This window comes from Ciceribacter sp. RN22, assembly GCF_024054295.1.
GTDB lineage: Bacteria > Pseudomonadota > Alphaproteobacteria > Rhizobiales > Rhizobiaceae > Allorhizobium > Allorhizobium lividum.
This window is the reverse complement of record NZ_JAMXLD010000001.1, coordinates 1,507,988-1,522,399: the sequence shown is the minus strand read 5'-3', so window position 1 is coordinate 1,522,399 and position 14,412 is coordinate 1,507,988. Positions and strand designations below refer to the sequence as shown.

The following is a 14,412-nucleotide window of genomic DNA, read 5'->3' as shown; positions in this document are numbered from 1 at the left end:
CCTGCTGGCCATTCAGGTCCGTCAATCAATGGGAAACGTTCAACCTCGTTCCTGTCTCCGAACGGCCGGCCGGATTGCCTGGCGGGTCGGATTGGAACCATCCTCTTGAAGAACCCATTACCCAAAAGCCGTCTTGACGGGCTTTTGGGTAATCTGTTCTCGAGAAACGGCGAATGGGAGAGGACAAAACGTCCCCTCCCACAAGCTGTTCCGATATTACTTGACGTCGACCTTGGCGCCGGCTTCCTCAAGCTTCTTCTTGAGGTCAGCAGCTTCGCCCTTGGAAACGCCTTCCTTGACCGGCTTCGGAGCGCCTTCGACCAGATCCTTGGCTTCCTTGAGGCCGAGGCCGGTGATGCCGCGGACTTCCTTGATGACGTTGATCTTGTTGGCGCCGGCGTCGACGAGGATGACGTCGAATTCGGTCTTTTCTTCTTCAACAGCAGCGGCACCGCCGCCAGCAGCAACAGCAGCAACTGCTACCGGAGCAGCAGCGGAAACGCCCCACTTTTCTTCGAGCATCTTGGAAAGCTCAGCGGCTTCCAGAACGGTCAGCGAGGAGAGGTCTTCAACGATCTTTGCGAGATCAGCCATTTTACTAGTTCCTTTTGTTCGGTTCGAACTGGTTCGATATTAACAGCGAAAAACCACCTTAGGCGGCTTCGTCCTTCTTGGCGTAGGCCGAGAACACGCGGGCAAGCTGGCTTGCCGGTGCTGCGACAACCGTAGCGACGCGGGTAGCCGGGGCGTTGAGAAGGCCCAGCAGCTTCGCGCGCAGCTCATCGAGCGAAGGCAGGGTCGCAAGCGACTTGACTGCGTCCGCGTTGAGAGCGGTTGCCCCCATGGCGCCACCGAGAACAACGAGCTTGTCGTTGGTCTTGGCGAAATCCACGACGACCTTCGGAGCCACAACCGGGTCTTCGCTGTATGCGATCAGCGTCTGACCCTTGAAGAGATCAGAGATCCCTTCCGACTCCGTACCCTGAAGAGCGATCTTGGCCAGACGGTTCTTCGCGACTTTGACGGTGCCGCCAGCAGCGCGCATCTTCGAACGGAAGTCGTTCATCTGCGCGACTGTGACACCAGCATAGTGGGCCACGACAACCGAACCGGAAGCCTTGAAGACTTCGTTCAGCTCCGTGACGAATTCGCGTTTTTCCGCTCTTTCCACTGTCTGTCTCCAGTTGGCAGGACCGATATCTCGGACCCTGCCGGTTTGCCTTTGCCTCAAGGGATCCTTCAGATCGGACCCCAAGCGACGCTTGAGGATCCTGTCCCCTCGCACTGTCACCGTTTGGTTCCAGGCACAAGGCACACTAGGCTCGAACCGACTCTTTCAAGACACCAGGTGCCTTTCCAAATCCGGGTCTTACCCGTCTCATGCAGACCATGACGATTAAGGCCGAAGCCGCCTGCAATCTCGGACAGGAGTTCCGGGTTTCCCCGGAAATTCCCGGCCCTTTCGGGCCGGAAATCACTGTTTTCCGGAGCCTCTGGGGCTCCGAAAGAATTCTTAGGCCGCGGTGACCGAAGCCGGGTCGATCTTGACGCCCGGGCCCATGGTCGAGGAGATCGCTACGCGCTTGACGTAGTTACCCTTTGCGCCGGCGGGCTTCGCCTTGATAACGGCGTCAGCGAAGGCCTTGATGTTTTCTTCGAGCGCCTTGGCGTCGAAGGAAGCCTTGCCGATACCGGCATGAACGATACCGGCCTTCTCGACGCGGAACTCGACGGCGCCGCCCTTGGAAGCCTTGACGGCACCGGCGACGTCCATGGTGACGGTCCCGACTTTCGGGTTCGGCATCATGCCGCGCGGGCCGAGAACCTTACCGAGACGGCCGACGAGCGGCATCATGTCCGGGGTGGCGATGCAGCGGTCGAAGTCGATCTTGCCGCCCTGGACGATCTCGACGAGTTCTTCCGCACCGACGATATCCGCGCCGGCTGCCTTGGCTTCATCAGCCTTGGCGCCACGGGCGAAGACGGCGACGCGAACGTCGCGACCGGTGCCGTTCGGCAGGTTAACGACGCCACGGACCATCTGGTCGGCGTGACGCGGGTCGACGCCGAGATTCATCGCGATTTCGACGGTTTCGTCGAACTTGGCGACGGCACGCTCCTTCACGAGAGCGATTGCTTCCGGCAAGGCCACGAGCTTCGACGGATCGATGCCTTCGCGGATCTTCTGAATGCGCTTTGCGAGCTTAGCCATGATCAACCTACCACTTCCAGGCCCATGGAGCGGGCAGAGCCCTCGACCATCGCCATTGCGCCTTCGACGTCGGCTGCGTTGAGGTCCTTCATCTTGCCTTCGGCGATCGCACGGACCTGAGCCTTGGTGATGGTACCGACCTTCGCACCCTTGCCCGGCGTCTTCGAGCCGGAGGTGATCTTTGCTTCCTTCTTCAGCCAGTAGGTGACCGGCGGCTGCTTCATCGCGAAGGTGAAGGACTTGTCCTGGTAATAGGTAATGACGACCGGAATCGGCATACCCTTTTCCATTTCCTGCGTGGCGGCGTTGAACGCCTTGCAGAATTCCATGATGTTAATGCCACGCTGACCAAGTGCGGGACCAATCGGCGGGGACGGGTTTGCCGATCCTGCCTTGACCTGCAGCTTGAGCTGGCCTGCAACTTTCTTAGCCATTTCTCTCTGCCTTTCCTTAAGGACCGGTCGCCCGGCCCGAAAATGCCGATTTGCATCGGCGGCTGCGGTTGCGTGGTCCGTCTGAAAGACCCGGCTTCAGGTCCTCATCCTCCCACGCGGAACAGGGCGGATAACCGCCCCGACACTCAGACCTTTTCGACCTGAGAATATTCGAGCTCGACCGGGGTGGCGCGACCGAAGATCGACACTTCCACCTTGAGGCGCGAACGCTCTTCGTCGACATCCTGAACGGTGCCGTTGAACGAGGCGAAAGGACCGTCGGAAACGCGGACCTGCTCGCCGATCTCGAAGGAGACGGAAGACTTCGGACGCTCGACACCCTCCTGGACCTGACCCAGGATGCGCTCAGCCTCATAATCCGGGATCGGAACCGGCTTATTGTCGGAACCGAGGAACCCCGTCACCTTCGGAGTATTCTTGATGAGATGATAGGCCTCGTCGGTCAGATCGGCGCGCACCAGGACATAGCCCGGAAAGAACTTGCGCTCGCTGTCGACCTTGCGGCCACGCCGCACTTCGACCACCTTCTCGGTCGGCACGAGGATCTTCTCGAAAAGATGCTCGAGCCCCTTTTGCCGGGCCTTCTCCTCAATGGATTCAGCCACCTTCTTCTCAAAATTCGAATAAGCGTGGACGATGTACCAACGCGCCGCCATGTCCGTCTCCGCCCGATTAGTTACCGACGCTCAGCACCAGGCCGATAAGCCAACCGATGATCTGATCCGCCGAAAAGAAAAACAGCGCCGCAAAAAGCACCATGAAGAGGACCATGGCCGTGGAGATCATCGTCTCGCGACGAGTGGGCCATGTCACCTTGTTCGTCTCGGAGCGAACCTGCTGCAGAAACGCAAACGGATTTGTCTTGGATGCCATCTATTGCCCACGCTTTTACGGCGCGTAAAGCCGACTATATCAGCCCCACGCACCGCGTGTCTGTTTCACCCTACATAAACACCGATTCCGCATTTCACAAGAGCGAAATCGATATCATGCAAATTTTTGCCGGCCCGCCCGAAACTCTCGGGCACGCGGTTCTTCGTCCTCTTCGAAAGGGACATGGCAGGGGCAGAGGGGCTCGAACCCCCGACCTGCGGTTTTGGAGACCGCCGCTCTACCAACTGAGCTATACCCCTAGATCCGGCACCGACGCGGCGTCAAACCACGTCCTGCGCGCTGGCATGGCGCTCCCTTTAAGGTGAGCCGAAACGATTGGCAAGCCTGTTTTTTCTTTTTCGACAGGCCGAAACGATCTTTGACGCCCACCAGTGACGCTGGACGCGGGCGCCGAGCGTGGCGACGGTCGAGTTGAACGGGTCGGAGAGGTCGGCGGAGAGCGTCACGCCCCTCGACCGCTTCTTTTCCACACCCAGTTTCGCATGGGCAGCGCGGCTACGTCCATCGAGGAAGCCGTCCATTCGCAAGGACGAGCCGATGTCGGCGAGATCAAAGTTCACCGATTGCCGCGCGACGAAGCCGACCGACTGCCCGGCGATGGTATTCGCCTCCAGCGCCCGGAAAGCGGCAACGTCGACTGCGGGCGTCGCCGACCACTGCGCGCTCTACGAAAGCGAAAGCGCCTGCCGGACCAGCGCAACCCGGTCCGGAACCAGAAGGCGCAATCCCCTACCCTTCGAGACATTCCAGATGAGCGGCCGGTCTTCGTCGGCACGCACCCTACCGAAAGGCAGGCAGACTTCAGCGCTGTATCCGGTTTCGCTGTCGCGTCGGATTTCCGACAGTGCAGCCCGTCATACGGCCGAACCGAACATCAAGCGCCGCCGTTCTGCTCGGTGGCGCGCAACTTTTCTGCCAGCCTGACTTTCCGCTTCTTTGGCTTCAGCCAACGGCTGAAGGTGTGTATGGCGCGACCGACCTTGGTGTAGGAGAATAGCCGGTCGATCTCGTGATTGGCCCCCTCCAGCCTCTCCGACAGCACCTCGACGCCGGTGAATACAGCCTCGGTCGCATTCAGTTCCGGAAAGCGCAGCGCAAGCGCCGCGTAGGGGTTGATGTCGGTTTTCTCGGAGGAAACGACGAGACCACCGCGGATCAACAGACGCAGGATCACCTGTTCCAGCGTCCAGTCGTGCTGGTGGAAGAGTTTCCATCTCGCACTTCTACGAGCGGAGAAGCCGGTGATCATAACCGGCCGGCCCATTCTAAGCTCCGCCAGCCAGACAGCCAGCGCAAAGCCGCTGGTCGGTATTCGGCCCGGAGAATAGAAGTCGGAAAAGTAGGACGCGAGATCGAGATGCCGAACGGAGGCTCCTTCGAACTCTTCCGGACGGCTGAATCGCTCACCCGGATCGACGCGAAGATTGACGACGCCGGCAAAGCGATCACCGGGGAAATATCCCAGAACCTCCGCCACTTCACGGCGATAGACGATATTGGCGCCGACGGAGCCGCTTCGGGCGACGAGCAGCGCGTTCCCGTCAAACGGCGCGTCGAGAACCTTGTAGACCTTGTTGAAGAACACGAACAGCGCCGTGTCCGGCAGGCTCGCCTTCATTTTCCCGAGTTGCGCCTGGTCGCTGTTTGCGACGAGGACGATGTGCGAATATCGCGAAAAGAACGCAGACCAGTCGGCGATCTCGGCGGCGCCGGGCGCCGCGGCGGACGAAACGGAATCAGCAGACATCAATCAGGACTCTCGCTGGCGAACGAAAAGAACACGGTCCCGCATGGCGAACCACTCTTCGGCATAGTCGCAGTTACGGTATTCGTCGAAATACGGGCCGCCATCGGTGAAATGGACGATCTTGGCATCGGGCCTGTATTCGTATTCGTTGACGAGATAGTTCCAGGTAACCGGCAGGTCGCCGATCTGGTCGTCACTCTCGAGCCATTTGAACTGATGCAGCTGCAGACCGGTCGCCGAGTTCACATAGTCCGGCGTCAGCGCCCGGCACTTCGCATTATTGAAAAGGATGACGCTCGACCAGTTCTTCTTCTCGTACTTGGTCTGAGTCTGCCCGAGGAACTTCGTGTCGATCTTCGGTTGATAGTCGTGCTTCACGCACATCACGGCATAGCGATCGTCTCGCAAGGCCCAGAGTTCCGCGATATCCGCTCTGGCGAGCATGTCGCAGTCAATGAACATGCTCCAGCCTTCGTAGTCGCTCAGGTAGGGAACCATGAAGCGCGAGAACGAAAACTCCGTCGACTGAAGGGAATTGCGCTCGCGCTCGAAGAGTCCGCCGAGATGGCCGAGCACGATCGGAGAGAAGACGACGGGGATCGTCGAATGCTGAATGATGCTCTGCGCCAGAACATGATAGGCGGCCACCTCGTTCGAGTCGAAACCGATATAGATGCGCGCAGTCTTATCCAGCATTCCGTTCTCCTGAAATCGAGTGAGATTGATGGCCCGCGAGATCGACATCGACTTGTCGACGGGCAGAACGATTGGGAGTCACTCTTCTACACACAATTCGCCGGCTTGGCCAATATCCGCATGCCAATGCAGCCATGCGTCCCGCAGGTGGCCTGTCGCATCATCCGCATCCAGCCGCAAAACGCCGTCAGCGTTCTATTCACTCTCAAACGCAAGAACCCCGCCGTTTCCGGCGGGGTTCTGTCGGTCCATTGCGGGAACCGAAACTTACTCGATGACCGAGGCGATGATGCCGGCGCCGCGTGCAAATCGCGCTTGCGCGCCATTTGCACCACTTCAATGCGTCGGCAGCTTTCGGCCTCTCGCTCGATTATTATTCAATAATCGAGGCGACGATGCCGGCGCCGACGGTACGGCCGCCTTCGCGGATAGCGAAGCGCAGCTTTTCTTCCATCGCGATCGGAACGATCAGCTCGACGTCAACGGTGACGTTGTCGCCAGGCATGACCATTTCCGTGCCTTCCGGAAGCGTCACGATGCCCGTCACGTCCGTCGTGCGGAAGTAGAACTGCGGACGGTAGTTCGTGAAGAACGGCGTATGACGGCCGCCTTCTTCCTTCGTCAGGATGTAGGCTTCGGCCTTGAACTTCTTGTGCGGCTTGACCGAACCCGGCTTGCAGAGAATCTGGCCACGCTCGACGCCGTTGCGGTCGACACCGCGAAGCAGCGCGCCGATGTTGTCGCCGGCCTGGCCCTGGTCGAGCAGCTTGCGGAACATTTCAACGCCCGTGCAGGTCGACTTGATGGTCGGACGGATGCCGACGATCTCGACTTCTTCACCGACCTTGATGATGCCACGCTCGACGCGGCCGGTCACAACCGTACCACGGCCCGAGATCGAGAACACGTCTTCGATCGGCATCAGGAACGGCTGGTCGATCGGACGTTCCGGCGTCGGGATGTAGGCGTCAACAGCGTCCATCAGCGCGCGGATCGCGTTCTCGCCGATTTCCTTGTTGGAGTCTTCGAGGGCAGCAAGAGCCGAACCCTTGATGACCGGGATGTCGTCGCCCGGGAAGTCGTACGAAGACAGGAGTTCGCGAACTTCGAGCTCGACGAGTTCGAGAAGCTCGGCGTCGTCGACCTGGTCGACCTTGTTCAGGAACACCACGATCGCCGGAACGCCGACCTGGCGGGCGAGCAGGATGTGTTCGCGCGTCTGCGGCATCGGGCCGTCGGCAGCCGAGCAAACCAGGATCGCGCCGTCCATCTGGGCAGCACCGGTGATCATGTTCTTGACGTAGTCGGCGTGGCCGGGGCAGTCGACGTGCGCGTAGTGGCGGTTCGCCGTTTCGTATTCGACGTGCGCCGTCGAGATCGTGATACCACGAGCCTTTTCTTCCGGAGCCGCGTCGATCTGGTCATAGGCCTTGAACTCACCAAAGTACTTGGTGATCGCCGCCGTCAGAGACGTCTTGCCATGGTCAACGTGGCCGATCGTGCCAATGTTAACGTGCGGCTTGTTGCGCTCAAACTTACTCTTTGCCATTTGAATGCTTCCTATGATCGTAAATGGTTGACCCGGCAAACGGGTTTAGTGCCGCCGTTTAAGGCTTTCGCAGCAATTGCGCAAGACCTATTTGCTCGGTGCGACAAAGGCCGCTGCACGCGCGATGCCGACACGGCCGGCGCCCTGTACAAACGAAGGTGGGACATGAACTGCGGAGGCGACAGGCCAGAAAATTCAGCAATTTCGGGCGGGCGGTGCGATTGGAGCGGGTAGCGGGAATCGAACCCGCGTATTCAGCTTGGAAGGCTGCTGCTCTACCATTGAGCTATACCCGCGGTGTTCGATCCGATGTCGGAATGGTGGAGGGAGTTGGATTTGAACCAACGTAGGCTGAGCCAACGGATTTACAGTCCGTCCCCTTTAACCACTCGGGCATCCCTCCAGTCTCCGACCGGATCAAGCGACCAAGCTTTCTCCAGATCCTCGGGAGCGACGCCCCGTGATCTGCGGCGGGTATATGACGGCCCTGCAGGTCGATGTCAACACGATGTCCGATGAATTTTTTCGAAATTTTTCCGCACCTCGCAAAAACACCCTCGCCGCCGGGCACCTCTATCCGCCGGAAGACTTCGCCGCTATAAAGCCGCATGGCCAAAGACACTTCCAAAGACAGATCCGCCCGCGACACCCACTACGCCACCCTGCGCCGGCAGGTGCGCGACGCCAAGCGCGAGAGGGGCGAAATCCCCACTCCGGCGCCGCAGAAGCGGAAGAAGTCCGCCGAAGGCTGGACGCCGCCGCAGCTCGCCCCCGAGCAGATCTATCTCTACGGTCTGCACACGGTACGCGCGGCGATCGACAATCCGGAGCGCCGGATCATCAAGCTCTCGGTGACCCAGAACGCGCTGGCCCGGCTCGAGATCGGCCCGGCCGAGACACTGTCCTTTCCTGTGGAAATCGTCTCGCCGCAGGAGATCGACCGGGTACTCGGCCCTGACGCCATCCACCAGGGCGTGATGCTGGAGACACGTCCCCTGCCCGTCCGGCGTCTGGAGGCGCTGAGGGAAAGTCCGCTCCTCCTCGTGCTCGACCAGGTGACCGATCCGCACAATGTCGGCGCGATCATGCGCTCGGCGGTCGCCTTCAATGCCGGCGCGGTGATCACCACCCAGCGTCACAGCCCGACCGAATCGGGCGTGCTTGCAAAATCGGCCTCCGGCGCGCTCGAACTCATCCCCTATATCCAGATCACCAACCTGGCGGATGCGCTCGGCGAGTTGCACCGGCTCGGCTTCTATTCGATCGGTCTCGATTCGGAGGGGCCAGCCCCGCTCGAGGGCACGTTCCAAGGCGGGAAGATCGCGCTCGTGCTCGGTTCGGAAGGAAAGGGCCTGCGCCAGAAGACGCGGGAGATCGTCAATGCGCTCGCCCGGCTCGACATGCCGGGGGCGATCAAGTCGCTCAACGTCTCCAATGCCGCGGCCATCGCGCTCTATGCCTCGCGGCAGTTCCTCGCGAAGGCTGCGTCTTAGGCGTCCACGGCCAGTCCTGAAGGACGAAAGCGTAAGGGGAGGCGCCGCTAATCGGCGTCTTCCGCCCGGCAGACGAGCGGCTCTGCGCCCGGCACCGTCAGGGTCGCGTCCTCGCCCCTGCCCCGCAGTTCGACACCATCCGCCTCGTAGCGGAAGCCGTCGGCGGAGATCGCGACCGGCAGATCATATGTCTTGCCGTCCGGAAAGGTAAGATAGGCCGTGTCGTTCTCGAAGCGCGCCGTGAACGTGCTGCCGCCGTCACATTTGTAAATGGCGGTCGGCACATCCTCGGCCATGGCCGGCATCGCCGGCACGGCAAATGCGACCAATCCTGCAATCACTCGCAACCGTCGGGTCATTGGAACCTCCCCGCAACTTTCGCGATCATAGCGCAAGGCGGCCGGCAGGAATACGACAAACGTCAAGAAGTGCTAGGAGTGGAACCGGGCCGCAAAGAACGGACCCGAAGAAAAAATGGTGCCCCCGGCAGGGTTCGAACCCGCGACCCCCTGATTACAAATCAGGTGCTCTACCAACTGAGCTACAAGGGCATCATGAGCCTCGTCGGATAAGCAGATTTTGGCCGGCTGTAAAGCAATTTCTGCGCCGCGGCAGACGCTTGCCGGGTCCCATCCGACTGTCGGGACCGGCAAACGGGGCAGCGAAACACCTTGTCGCTCTCGGCCTTTTTCATGTACCACAGAGCCCGTCACCGAGGGCCCCCGATGTCTCGTTCCTTCCAGTCACTTTCCTTCATAGCGTCCAGCGCGCCGGAAGCGCAGGCCGCCCGGCAGGAGCTGATTCGCGTCTACGGCAATGTCGAGCCGAAGGAGGCCGACGTCATCGTCGCGCTCGGGGGCGACGGCTTCATGCTGCAGACGCTGCACGACACGATGAACACGGGCAAGCTCGTCTACGGGATGAACCGCGGCTCGGTCGGCTTCCTGATGAACGATTTCCACATGGACAAGCTGCGCGAACGCATCGCGGCGGCCGTCGAGAACGACTGCCACCCCCTGAAGATGACGACCGAAAGTGCCGACGGAACGACGTCGGTGGCGCTGGCGATCAACGAGGTCTCGCTGTTTCGCCAGTCCTACCAGGCGGCGAAGCTCCGCGTCATCATCGACGGCAAGGTGCGGCTCGACGAGCTCATCTGCGACGGCTTGATGGTCGCGACGCCTGCGGGATCCACCGCCTACAATCTCTCGGCCCACGGGCCGATCCTGCCGCTGGAAGCGCCGCTGCTCGCGCTGACACCGGTGAGCGCCTTCCGCCCGCGGCGCTGGCGCGGCGCCCTGCTTCCGAATAAAGTGAGCGTCGACATCCATGTGCTCGAAGCCGACAAACGGCCGGTGAACGCGGTCGCCGACCACACCGAGGTAAAATCCGTGACCAGGGTGCAGATCGCCCAGTCCGAGGACACGACAGCGCGGATCCTCTCCGATCCCGACCGCTCCTGGTCCGACCGTATTCTGGCCGAACAGTTTTCCAACTAGGGAGGTTTCCGGATGGCTGTACACATCTTCTCCCGACTGGCCCTCGCCGCACTGGCAATGGCCGCCGCCCCTGCTTTCGCCGGGGACATCGACGAGCTTCCGGTCACGGCGACCTTCGTCGTCAGCACGGGTTTCTGGGAGGAGGCCGGCGGCGAGCCGAGTGGCAAGGCCGAAGCCAAGAGTGCGACCGGCACGGACAGCACAGCAGCCGGCACAGCAACGCGCCGCGGCTATTACAAGCTCGTCGCCATTCGCCAGCCGGATCGCACCGCCAAGGTCTACCTGCAGCAGATCGCGGTCGACGAGACGGGCCCCCAGGTGGTCGAGAGCGTCGAACTCGAAGAGTTCACGGCGATCAAACCCTATGTCACCGACATCCGGCCGGAGGATTCGACCGGCATCAGCCGGCAGCCCGGGCTCTTTGCCACCGTCTACCTGAAGACCGATCCGGCAGCGACCGAACCGGAGAGCTGGACGGTGCTGATCGACGAGCTCGGCGAGATCAAGATCGAGAAGGCCACGAACTGACCGGCCGCGAATAGCGCGGCAGGCGCCTCACCCTCAGCGCTTTGCGAACGCCTTGAGGAAGGTCTGCACGGCATTGCGTGCGAGCCCGTCCAGCTCGCTTTCCGCGATCGGCAAGCCGAGCTGCAGGTCGGCGCGCACGTCGGCCATGACGAGCGCCATGAACTGGCGCGCCGCGAGCGACGGATCATCGAGCTGGAGATAGCCGCCGTGGGCGAGCTGCGCGAAACGGGCGGCGAGCGCGGGGTATTTGCGTCCCGGGCCGTATTCCCGCCAGCTCGTGAAAAGCTCCGGATGCCGTGCACCTTCGAGCGACAGGATACGGAAAAGCCAGCGCCCGCAATCCTCGCAGATCGCAACCTTCAGCAGCCGCTTGGCGAAGGCGGCGAGATCCGCCTCGATATCCGTCGGCGCGTCGGGGAAACTGTCGAGAACGGCGAAAAAGCGGGCGCTGGAGCGCTGCGTGACGTCCTCCACCACCGCCTTGAAAACCTTATCCTTGTCGCCGATCTGATTGTAGACGGTCTGGCGGGAGACCTTGGCGCGGGCCGCGATCGCATCGATGCTGGCGCTCGAATACCCGCTGTCGGCAAAAATCGCCGCCGCCGCGTCGATGATTGCGGCGCGCTTGCCCGGCGCGCCGGCGCGGTGCCCGTCCGATGATTTTCGATGATCCGAGATCTGATCCATGCCTCACCATAAGGGGGCTTGACGAATTGGACAATTGTGTCCAATAATTTATACATCATAGTCACAGCGCGGCATAGCCCGACGCGCCTCATTCATTCATTCCGCATCCGATTCAACCTCCACGCGGCGCATGCCGCGGAGCAACGAAGGTTTTTTCCATGCAGCAGAACATCAAGGCATCCCTCCCCGTCGTCCTCGGCCTGCTCACCGCCATCGGCCTTTTCGCGATCGACATGTATCTTCCGGCACTTCCCGAGATTGGCGAAGGGCTCCACGCCGGCAGCGGCGCCGTGCAGGCAAGCCTCGTCTCCTTCTTCGTCGCCATGGCGCTCTCCCAGCTCGTCTACGGCCCGGTCTCGGACATGATCGGCCGCAAGAAGCCGCTCTATTTTGGTCTTTCGCTCTTCTCCATCGGCGCGGTCGGCTGCGCGCTTTCCCCCTCGATCGAATGGCTCGTCGGCTTCCGCGCGCTTCAGGGCGTCGGCGCCTGCGCCGGAGCCGTCATCTGCCGCGCGATCGTCCGTGACCTCTTCACCGGCGTGGCGGCAGCCCAGCTGATGTCGCGATTATTGCTGGTCTTCAGCGTGTCGCCGATTCTGGCGCCGCTCGCCGGCAGTGGCGTGACGCTCGCAGCAAGCTGGCGCGCCATCTTCTGGGTGATGGTCCTCGCCGCCGCCATCGGGGCCGTGCTTGTCACACTACGGCTCCCGGAAACCCGTTCCGAAGAAGCCCGCAGCCAGAGCAGCATCGGCAGCGCCCTCGCCTCCTACGGAACTCTTCTGCGCGATCCTTATTACCTCGGGCTCGTCCTCATCGCCTCCTTCGGCATGGCGAGCTACATGATCTACGTCGCCAACTCGTCCTTCGTGCTGATCGAGCACTATGGGCTCTCGCCCGGCCTTTACAGCGTCGTCTTTTCGATGAACGCCGTCTCCTTCATCGGCGCATCGCAGATGAACGGCCGGCTCTCGCGCCGGTTCGGCCTGAGGCGGCTGATCCGCTTCGCGGTCGCCGGCTTCGCGCTCGCATCGACAGCGCTCTTCGCGGCCTTTGCCTCCGGCTTCGGCAGCCTGCCGGTTCTCTCCGCGTTGCTCTTCGTCGCCTACGGCTTCCTCGGCATGGTGATCCCGACCTCGGCGGTGCTTGCGCTCGAAAGTCACGGACGGATAGCCGGAACAGCCTCGGCTCTCATGGGGACACTGCAATTCGTCACGGCATCAAGCGTGATCGGGGTGGCGAGCCTGTTCTTCGACGGCACGGCCCTGCCGATGGTAACCACCATCGCCGCCTGCTCGCTCATGGTGCTCTTCCTTGCCGCACTGACATTGCGGCCCGCAGCAGCTGCCCGGCCGGCAGAAGAACGCCCATGAAACGCAAAGGCGGCGGGATTTTCGTCCCGCCGCCTCTTCATTTCTGCGAACTGCCGAACCTCAATCGATGTCCGCGACCTCGACGTCGGCGCCACCCGAAATGCGATGGGCGAGTGCCGCCTCCATGAACTCGTTCAGGTCGCCGTTCAGAACGGTGTCCGGATCGGTGCTCTCGACGCCGGTGCGCAAGTCCTTGACCAACTGGTACGGCTGCAGCACGTAAGAGCGGATCTGGTGTCCCCAGCCGATGTCGGTCTTCGACGCGGCTTCGGCGTTCGCCGCCTCTTCCCGCTTCTTGAGTTCCGCTTCGTAAAGGCGTGCACGCAGCATGTCCCAGGCCTTGGCGCGGTTTTTGTGCTGTGAGCGTTCCTGCTGGCAGGCAACGACGATGCCGCTCGGAATGTGGGTGATGCGCACAGCCGAGTCGGTGGTGTTGACGTGCTGTCCACCAGCACCCGAGGAGCGGTAGGTATCGATGCGGCAATCGCTCTCGTTGATCTCGATCTGGATCGAATCGTCGACCACCGGATAGACCCAGACGGACGAGAACGACGTGTGGCGCCGCGCGTTCGAATCATAGGGCGAGATACGCACCAGACGGTGCACACCCGATTCCGTCTTCAGCCAGCCATAGGCATTATGGCCCTTGACGTGGATCGTCGCCGACTTGATGCCCGCCTCTTCGCCTTCGTGCACTTCGAGGACCTCGACCTTGAAGCCCTGCTTCTCGGCCCAGCGGATATACATGCGCAGCAGCATGTTGGCCCAGTCCTGGCTCTCCGTGCCGCCGGCACCCGAATGGACTTCGAGATAGGTGTCGTTGCCGTCGGCTTCGCCCGACAGCATGGCCTCGACCTGGAGCCGGCCGGCCTCGGTCTTCAGTGCCTTCAGAGCGTTCTCGGCCTCGGTGACGATCTCCTGATCGCCCTCTTCCTCACCCATTTCGATGAGTTCGACGTTGTCGGTGAGCTGCCGCTCGAGCGCCTTCACGCCGTTGACGCTGTCGTCGAGCTGCTGGCGTTCGCGCATCAGCTTTTGAGCTTCGGAGGCATCATTCCAGAGGTTCGGATCCTCTGCCCTGTTGTTCAACCAGTCCAGTCGTCTTATCGCCTGGTCCCAGTCAAAGATGCCTCCTCAGCAGGCTTATGGCCTGCTTGATTTCGTCGACGACGTTCTCGATTTCCGTACGCATGTGCTTGCTTTTTCACCTCGCTGAAAAGGAGCCCCGTGCATAGTTGCGGCCGCCGCTCCTGTAAAGGGGCGGCGAGCACGCGTCCAGCAT

17 protein-coding genes and 4 tRNA genes are annotated in these 14,412 nt (G+C 61.4%); 4 read left to right on the top strand and 17 right to left on the bottom strand.

Annotation, left to right across the window (positions count from 1 at the left end; genetic code table 11):
- Window positions 1–216: 216 nt before the first annotated feature.
- The 13 genes from rplL to NHF53_RS07555 form a co-directional block, all read right to left on the bottom strand.
- The gene (gene rplL / locus NHF53_RS07615) at window positions 217–594 is read right to left on the bottom strand and encodes a 50S ribosomal protein L7/L12 (protein WP_114362254.1); all 378 of its coding nucleotides are present in this window, start codon (window positions 592–594) and stop codon (window positions 217–219) included.
- Window positions 595–652: 58 nt separating this feature from the next.
- A complete protein-coding gene (gene rplJ / locus NHF53_RS07610; protein ID WP_112691119.1) occupies window positions 653–1,171 on the bottom strand; it encodes a 50S ribosomal protein L10 in 519 nt (172 codons plus the stop codon).
- A gap of 342 nt (window positions 1,172–1,513) precedes the next feature.
- The gene (rplA, locus tag NHF53_RS07605) at window positions 1,514–2,212 is read right to left on the bottom strand and encodes a 50S ribosomal protein L1 (RefSeq protein WP_112691120.1); all 699 of its coding nucleotides are present in this window, start codon (window positions 2,210–2,212) and stop codon (window positions 1,514–1,516) included.
- Between the two features lie 2 nt (window positions 2,213–2,214).
- Window positions 2,215–2,646 (bottom strand): 50S ribosomal protein L11, encoded by a 432-nt coding sequence (rplK, locus tag NHF53_RS07600; RefSeq protein ID WP_099057545.1) that lies wholly within the window; start codon window positions 2,644–2,646, stop codon window positions 2,215–2,217.
- A gap of 146 nt (window positions 2,647–2,792) precedes the next feature.
- Window positions 2,793–3,323, bottom strand: a complete 531-nt coding sequence (gene nusG / locus NHF53_RS07595) for a transcription termination/antitermination protein NusG (protein WP_112691121.1) — start codon at window positions 3,321–3,323, stop codon at window positions 2,793–2,795.
- Between the two features lie 16 nt (window positions 3,324–3,339).
- A complete protein-coding gene (gene secE, locus NHF53_RS07590) occupies window positions 3,340–3,540 on the bottom strand; it encodes a preprotein translocase subunit SecE (protein ID WP_112691122.1) in 201 nt (66 codons plus the stop codon).
- A 184-nt stretch (window positions 3,541–3,724) separates the two neighbouring features.
- Window positions 3,725–3,800 (bottom strand) — tRNA-Trp (locus tag NHF53_RS07585).
- Window positions 3,801–3,857: 57 nt separating this feature from the next.
- The gene (locus NHF53_RS07580) at window positions 3,858–4,121 is read right to left on the bottom strand and encodes a hypothetical protein (protein ID WP_252833710.1); all 264 of its coding nucleotides are present in this window, start codon (window positions 4,119–4,121) and stop codon (window positions 3,858–3,860) included.
- A gap of 314 nt (window positions 4,122–4,435) precedes the next feature.
- Window positions 4,436–5,308 (bottom strand): 3-deoxy-manno-octulosonate cytidylyltransferase, encoded by an 873-nt coding sequence (locus tag NHF53_RS07575; RefSeq protein ID WP_252833709.1) that lies wholly within the window; start codon window positions 5,306–5,308, stop codon window positions 4,436–4,438.
- A gap of 3 nt (window positions 5,309–5,311) precedes the next feature.
- A complete protein-coding gene (locus NHF53_RS07570; RefSeq protein WP_252833708.1) occupies window positions 5,312–6,004 on the bottom strand; it encodes a glycosyltransferase in 693 nt (230 codons plus the stop codon).
- A gap of 373 nt (window positions 6,005–6,377) precedes the next feature.
- Complete coding sequence (gene tuf / locus NHF53_RS07565) at window positions 6,378–7,553, bottom strand: elongation factor Tu (protein WP_114362252.1); 1,176 nt, start codon at window positions 7,551–7,553, stop codon at window positions 6,378–6,380.
- A gap of 222 nt (window positions 7,554–7,775) precedes the next feature.
- A tRNA-Gly gene (locus NHF53_RS07560) sits at window positions 7,776–7,849 on the bottom strand.
- A 22-nt stretch (window positions 7,850–7,871) separates the two neighbouring features.
- Window positions 7,872–7,956, bottom strand: a tRNA-Tyr gene (locus tag NHF53_RS07555).
- Between the two features lie 205 nt (window positions 7,957–8,161).
- On the opposite strand from NHF53_RS07555, the gene NHF53_RS07550 reads away from it, so the two are divergent.
- Window positions 8,162–9,046, top strand: a complete 885-nt coding sequence (locus NHF53_RS07550; RefSeq protein WP_252833707.1) for an RNA methyltransferase — start codon at window positions 8,162–8,164, stop codon at window positions 9,044–9,046.
- A 47-nt stretch (window positions 9,047–9,093) separates the two neighbouring features.
- Here the strand turns inward: NHF53_RS07550 and NHF53_RS07545 are convergent, their stop codons facing one another.
- On the bottom strand, window positions 9,094–9,405 hold the full coding sequence (locus NHF53_RS07545) for an MliC family protein (RefSeq protein ID WP_252833706.1): 312 nt from the start codon (window positions 9,403–9,405) through the stop codon (window positions 9,094–9,096).
- A 116-nt stretch (window positions 9,406–9,521) separates the two neighbouring features.
- Window positions 9,522–9,597, bottom strand: a tRNA-Thr gene (locus tag NHF53_RS07540).
- A gap of 174 nt (window positions 9,598–9,771) precedes the next feature.
- Here NHF53_RS07540 and NHF53_RS07535 point away from each other — a divergent pair.
- Window positions 9,772–10,545 carry an NAD kinase gene (locus NHF53_RS07535; RefSeq protein WP_252833705.1) on the top strand — a complete coding sequence of 258 codons (774 nt, stop codon included), beginning with the start codon at window positions 9,772–9,774 and terminating at the stop codon, window positions 10,543–10,545.
- A gap of 12 nt (window positions 10,546–10,557) precedes the next feature.
- Window positions 10,558–11,073 (top strand): hypothetical protein, encoded by a 516-nt coding sequence (locus tag NHF53_RS07530; protein ID WP_252833704.1) that lies wholly within the window; start codon window positions 10,558–10,560, stop codon window positions 11,071–11,073.
- Window positions 11,074–11,106: 33 nt separating this feature from the next.
- Here the strand turns inward: NHF53_RS07530 and NHF53_RS07525 are convergent, their stop codons facing one another.
- Complete coding sequence (locus NHF53_RS07525; RefSeq protein ID WP_252833703.1) at window positions 11,107–11,760, bottom strand: TetR/AcrR family transcriptional regulator; 654 nt, start codon at window positions 11,758–11,760, stop codon at window positions 11,107–11,109.
- A 158-nt stretch (window positions 11,761–11,918) separates the two neighbouring features.
- On the opposite strand from NHF53_RS07525, the gene NHF53_RS07520 reads away from it, so the two are divergent.
- Window positions 11,919–13,130 carry a multidrug effflux MFS transporter gene (locus NHF53_RS07520; RefSeq protein ID WP_252833702.1) on the top strand — a complete coding sequence of 404 codons (1,212 nt, stop codon included), beginning with the start codon at window positions 11,919–11,921 and terminating at the stop codon, window positions 13,128–13,130.
- 60 nt (window positions 13,131–13,190) lie between these two features.
- Here the strand turns inward: NHF53_RS07520 and prfB are convergent.
- Window positions 13,191–14,322 (bottom strand): peptide chain release factor 2 gene (gene prfB / locus NHF53_RS07515; RefSeq protein WP_252833701.1). Its coding sequence is split into 2 segments (ribosomal slippage): window positions 13,191–14,252 and window positions 14,254–14,322, totalling 1,131 coding nucleotides; the frame shifts between segments, so codons are not numbered across the junction.
- Between the last annotated feature and the right edge of the window lie 90 nt (window positions 14,323–14,412).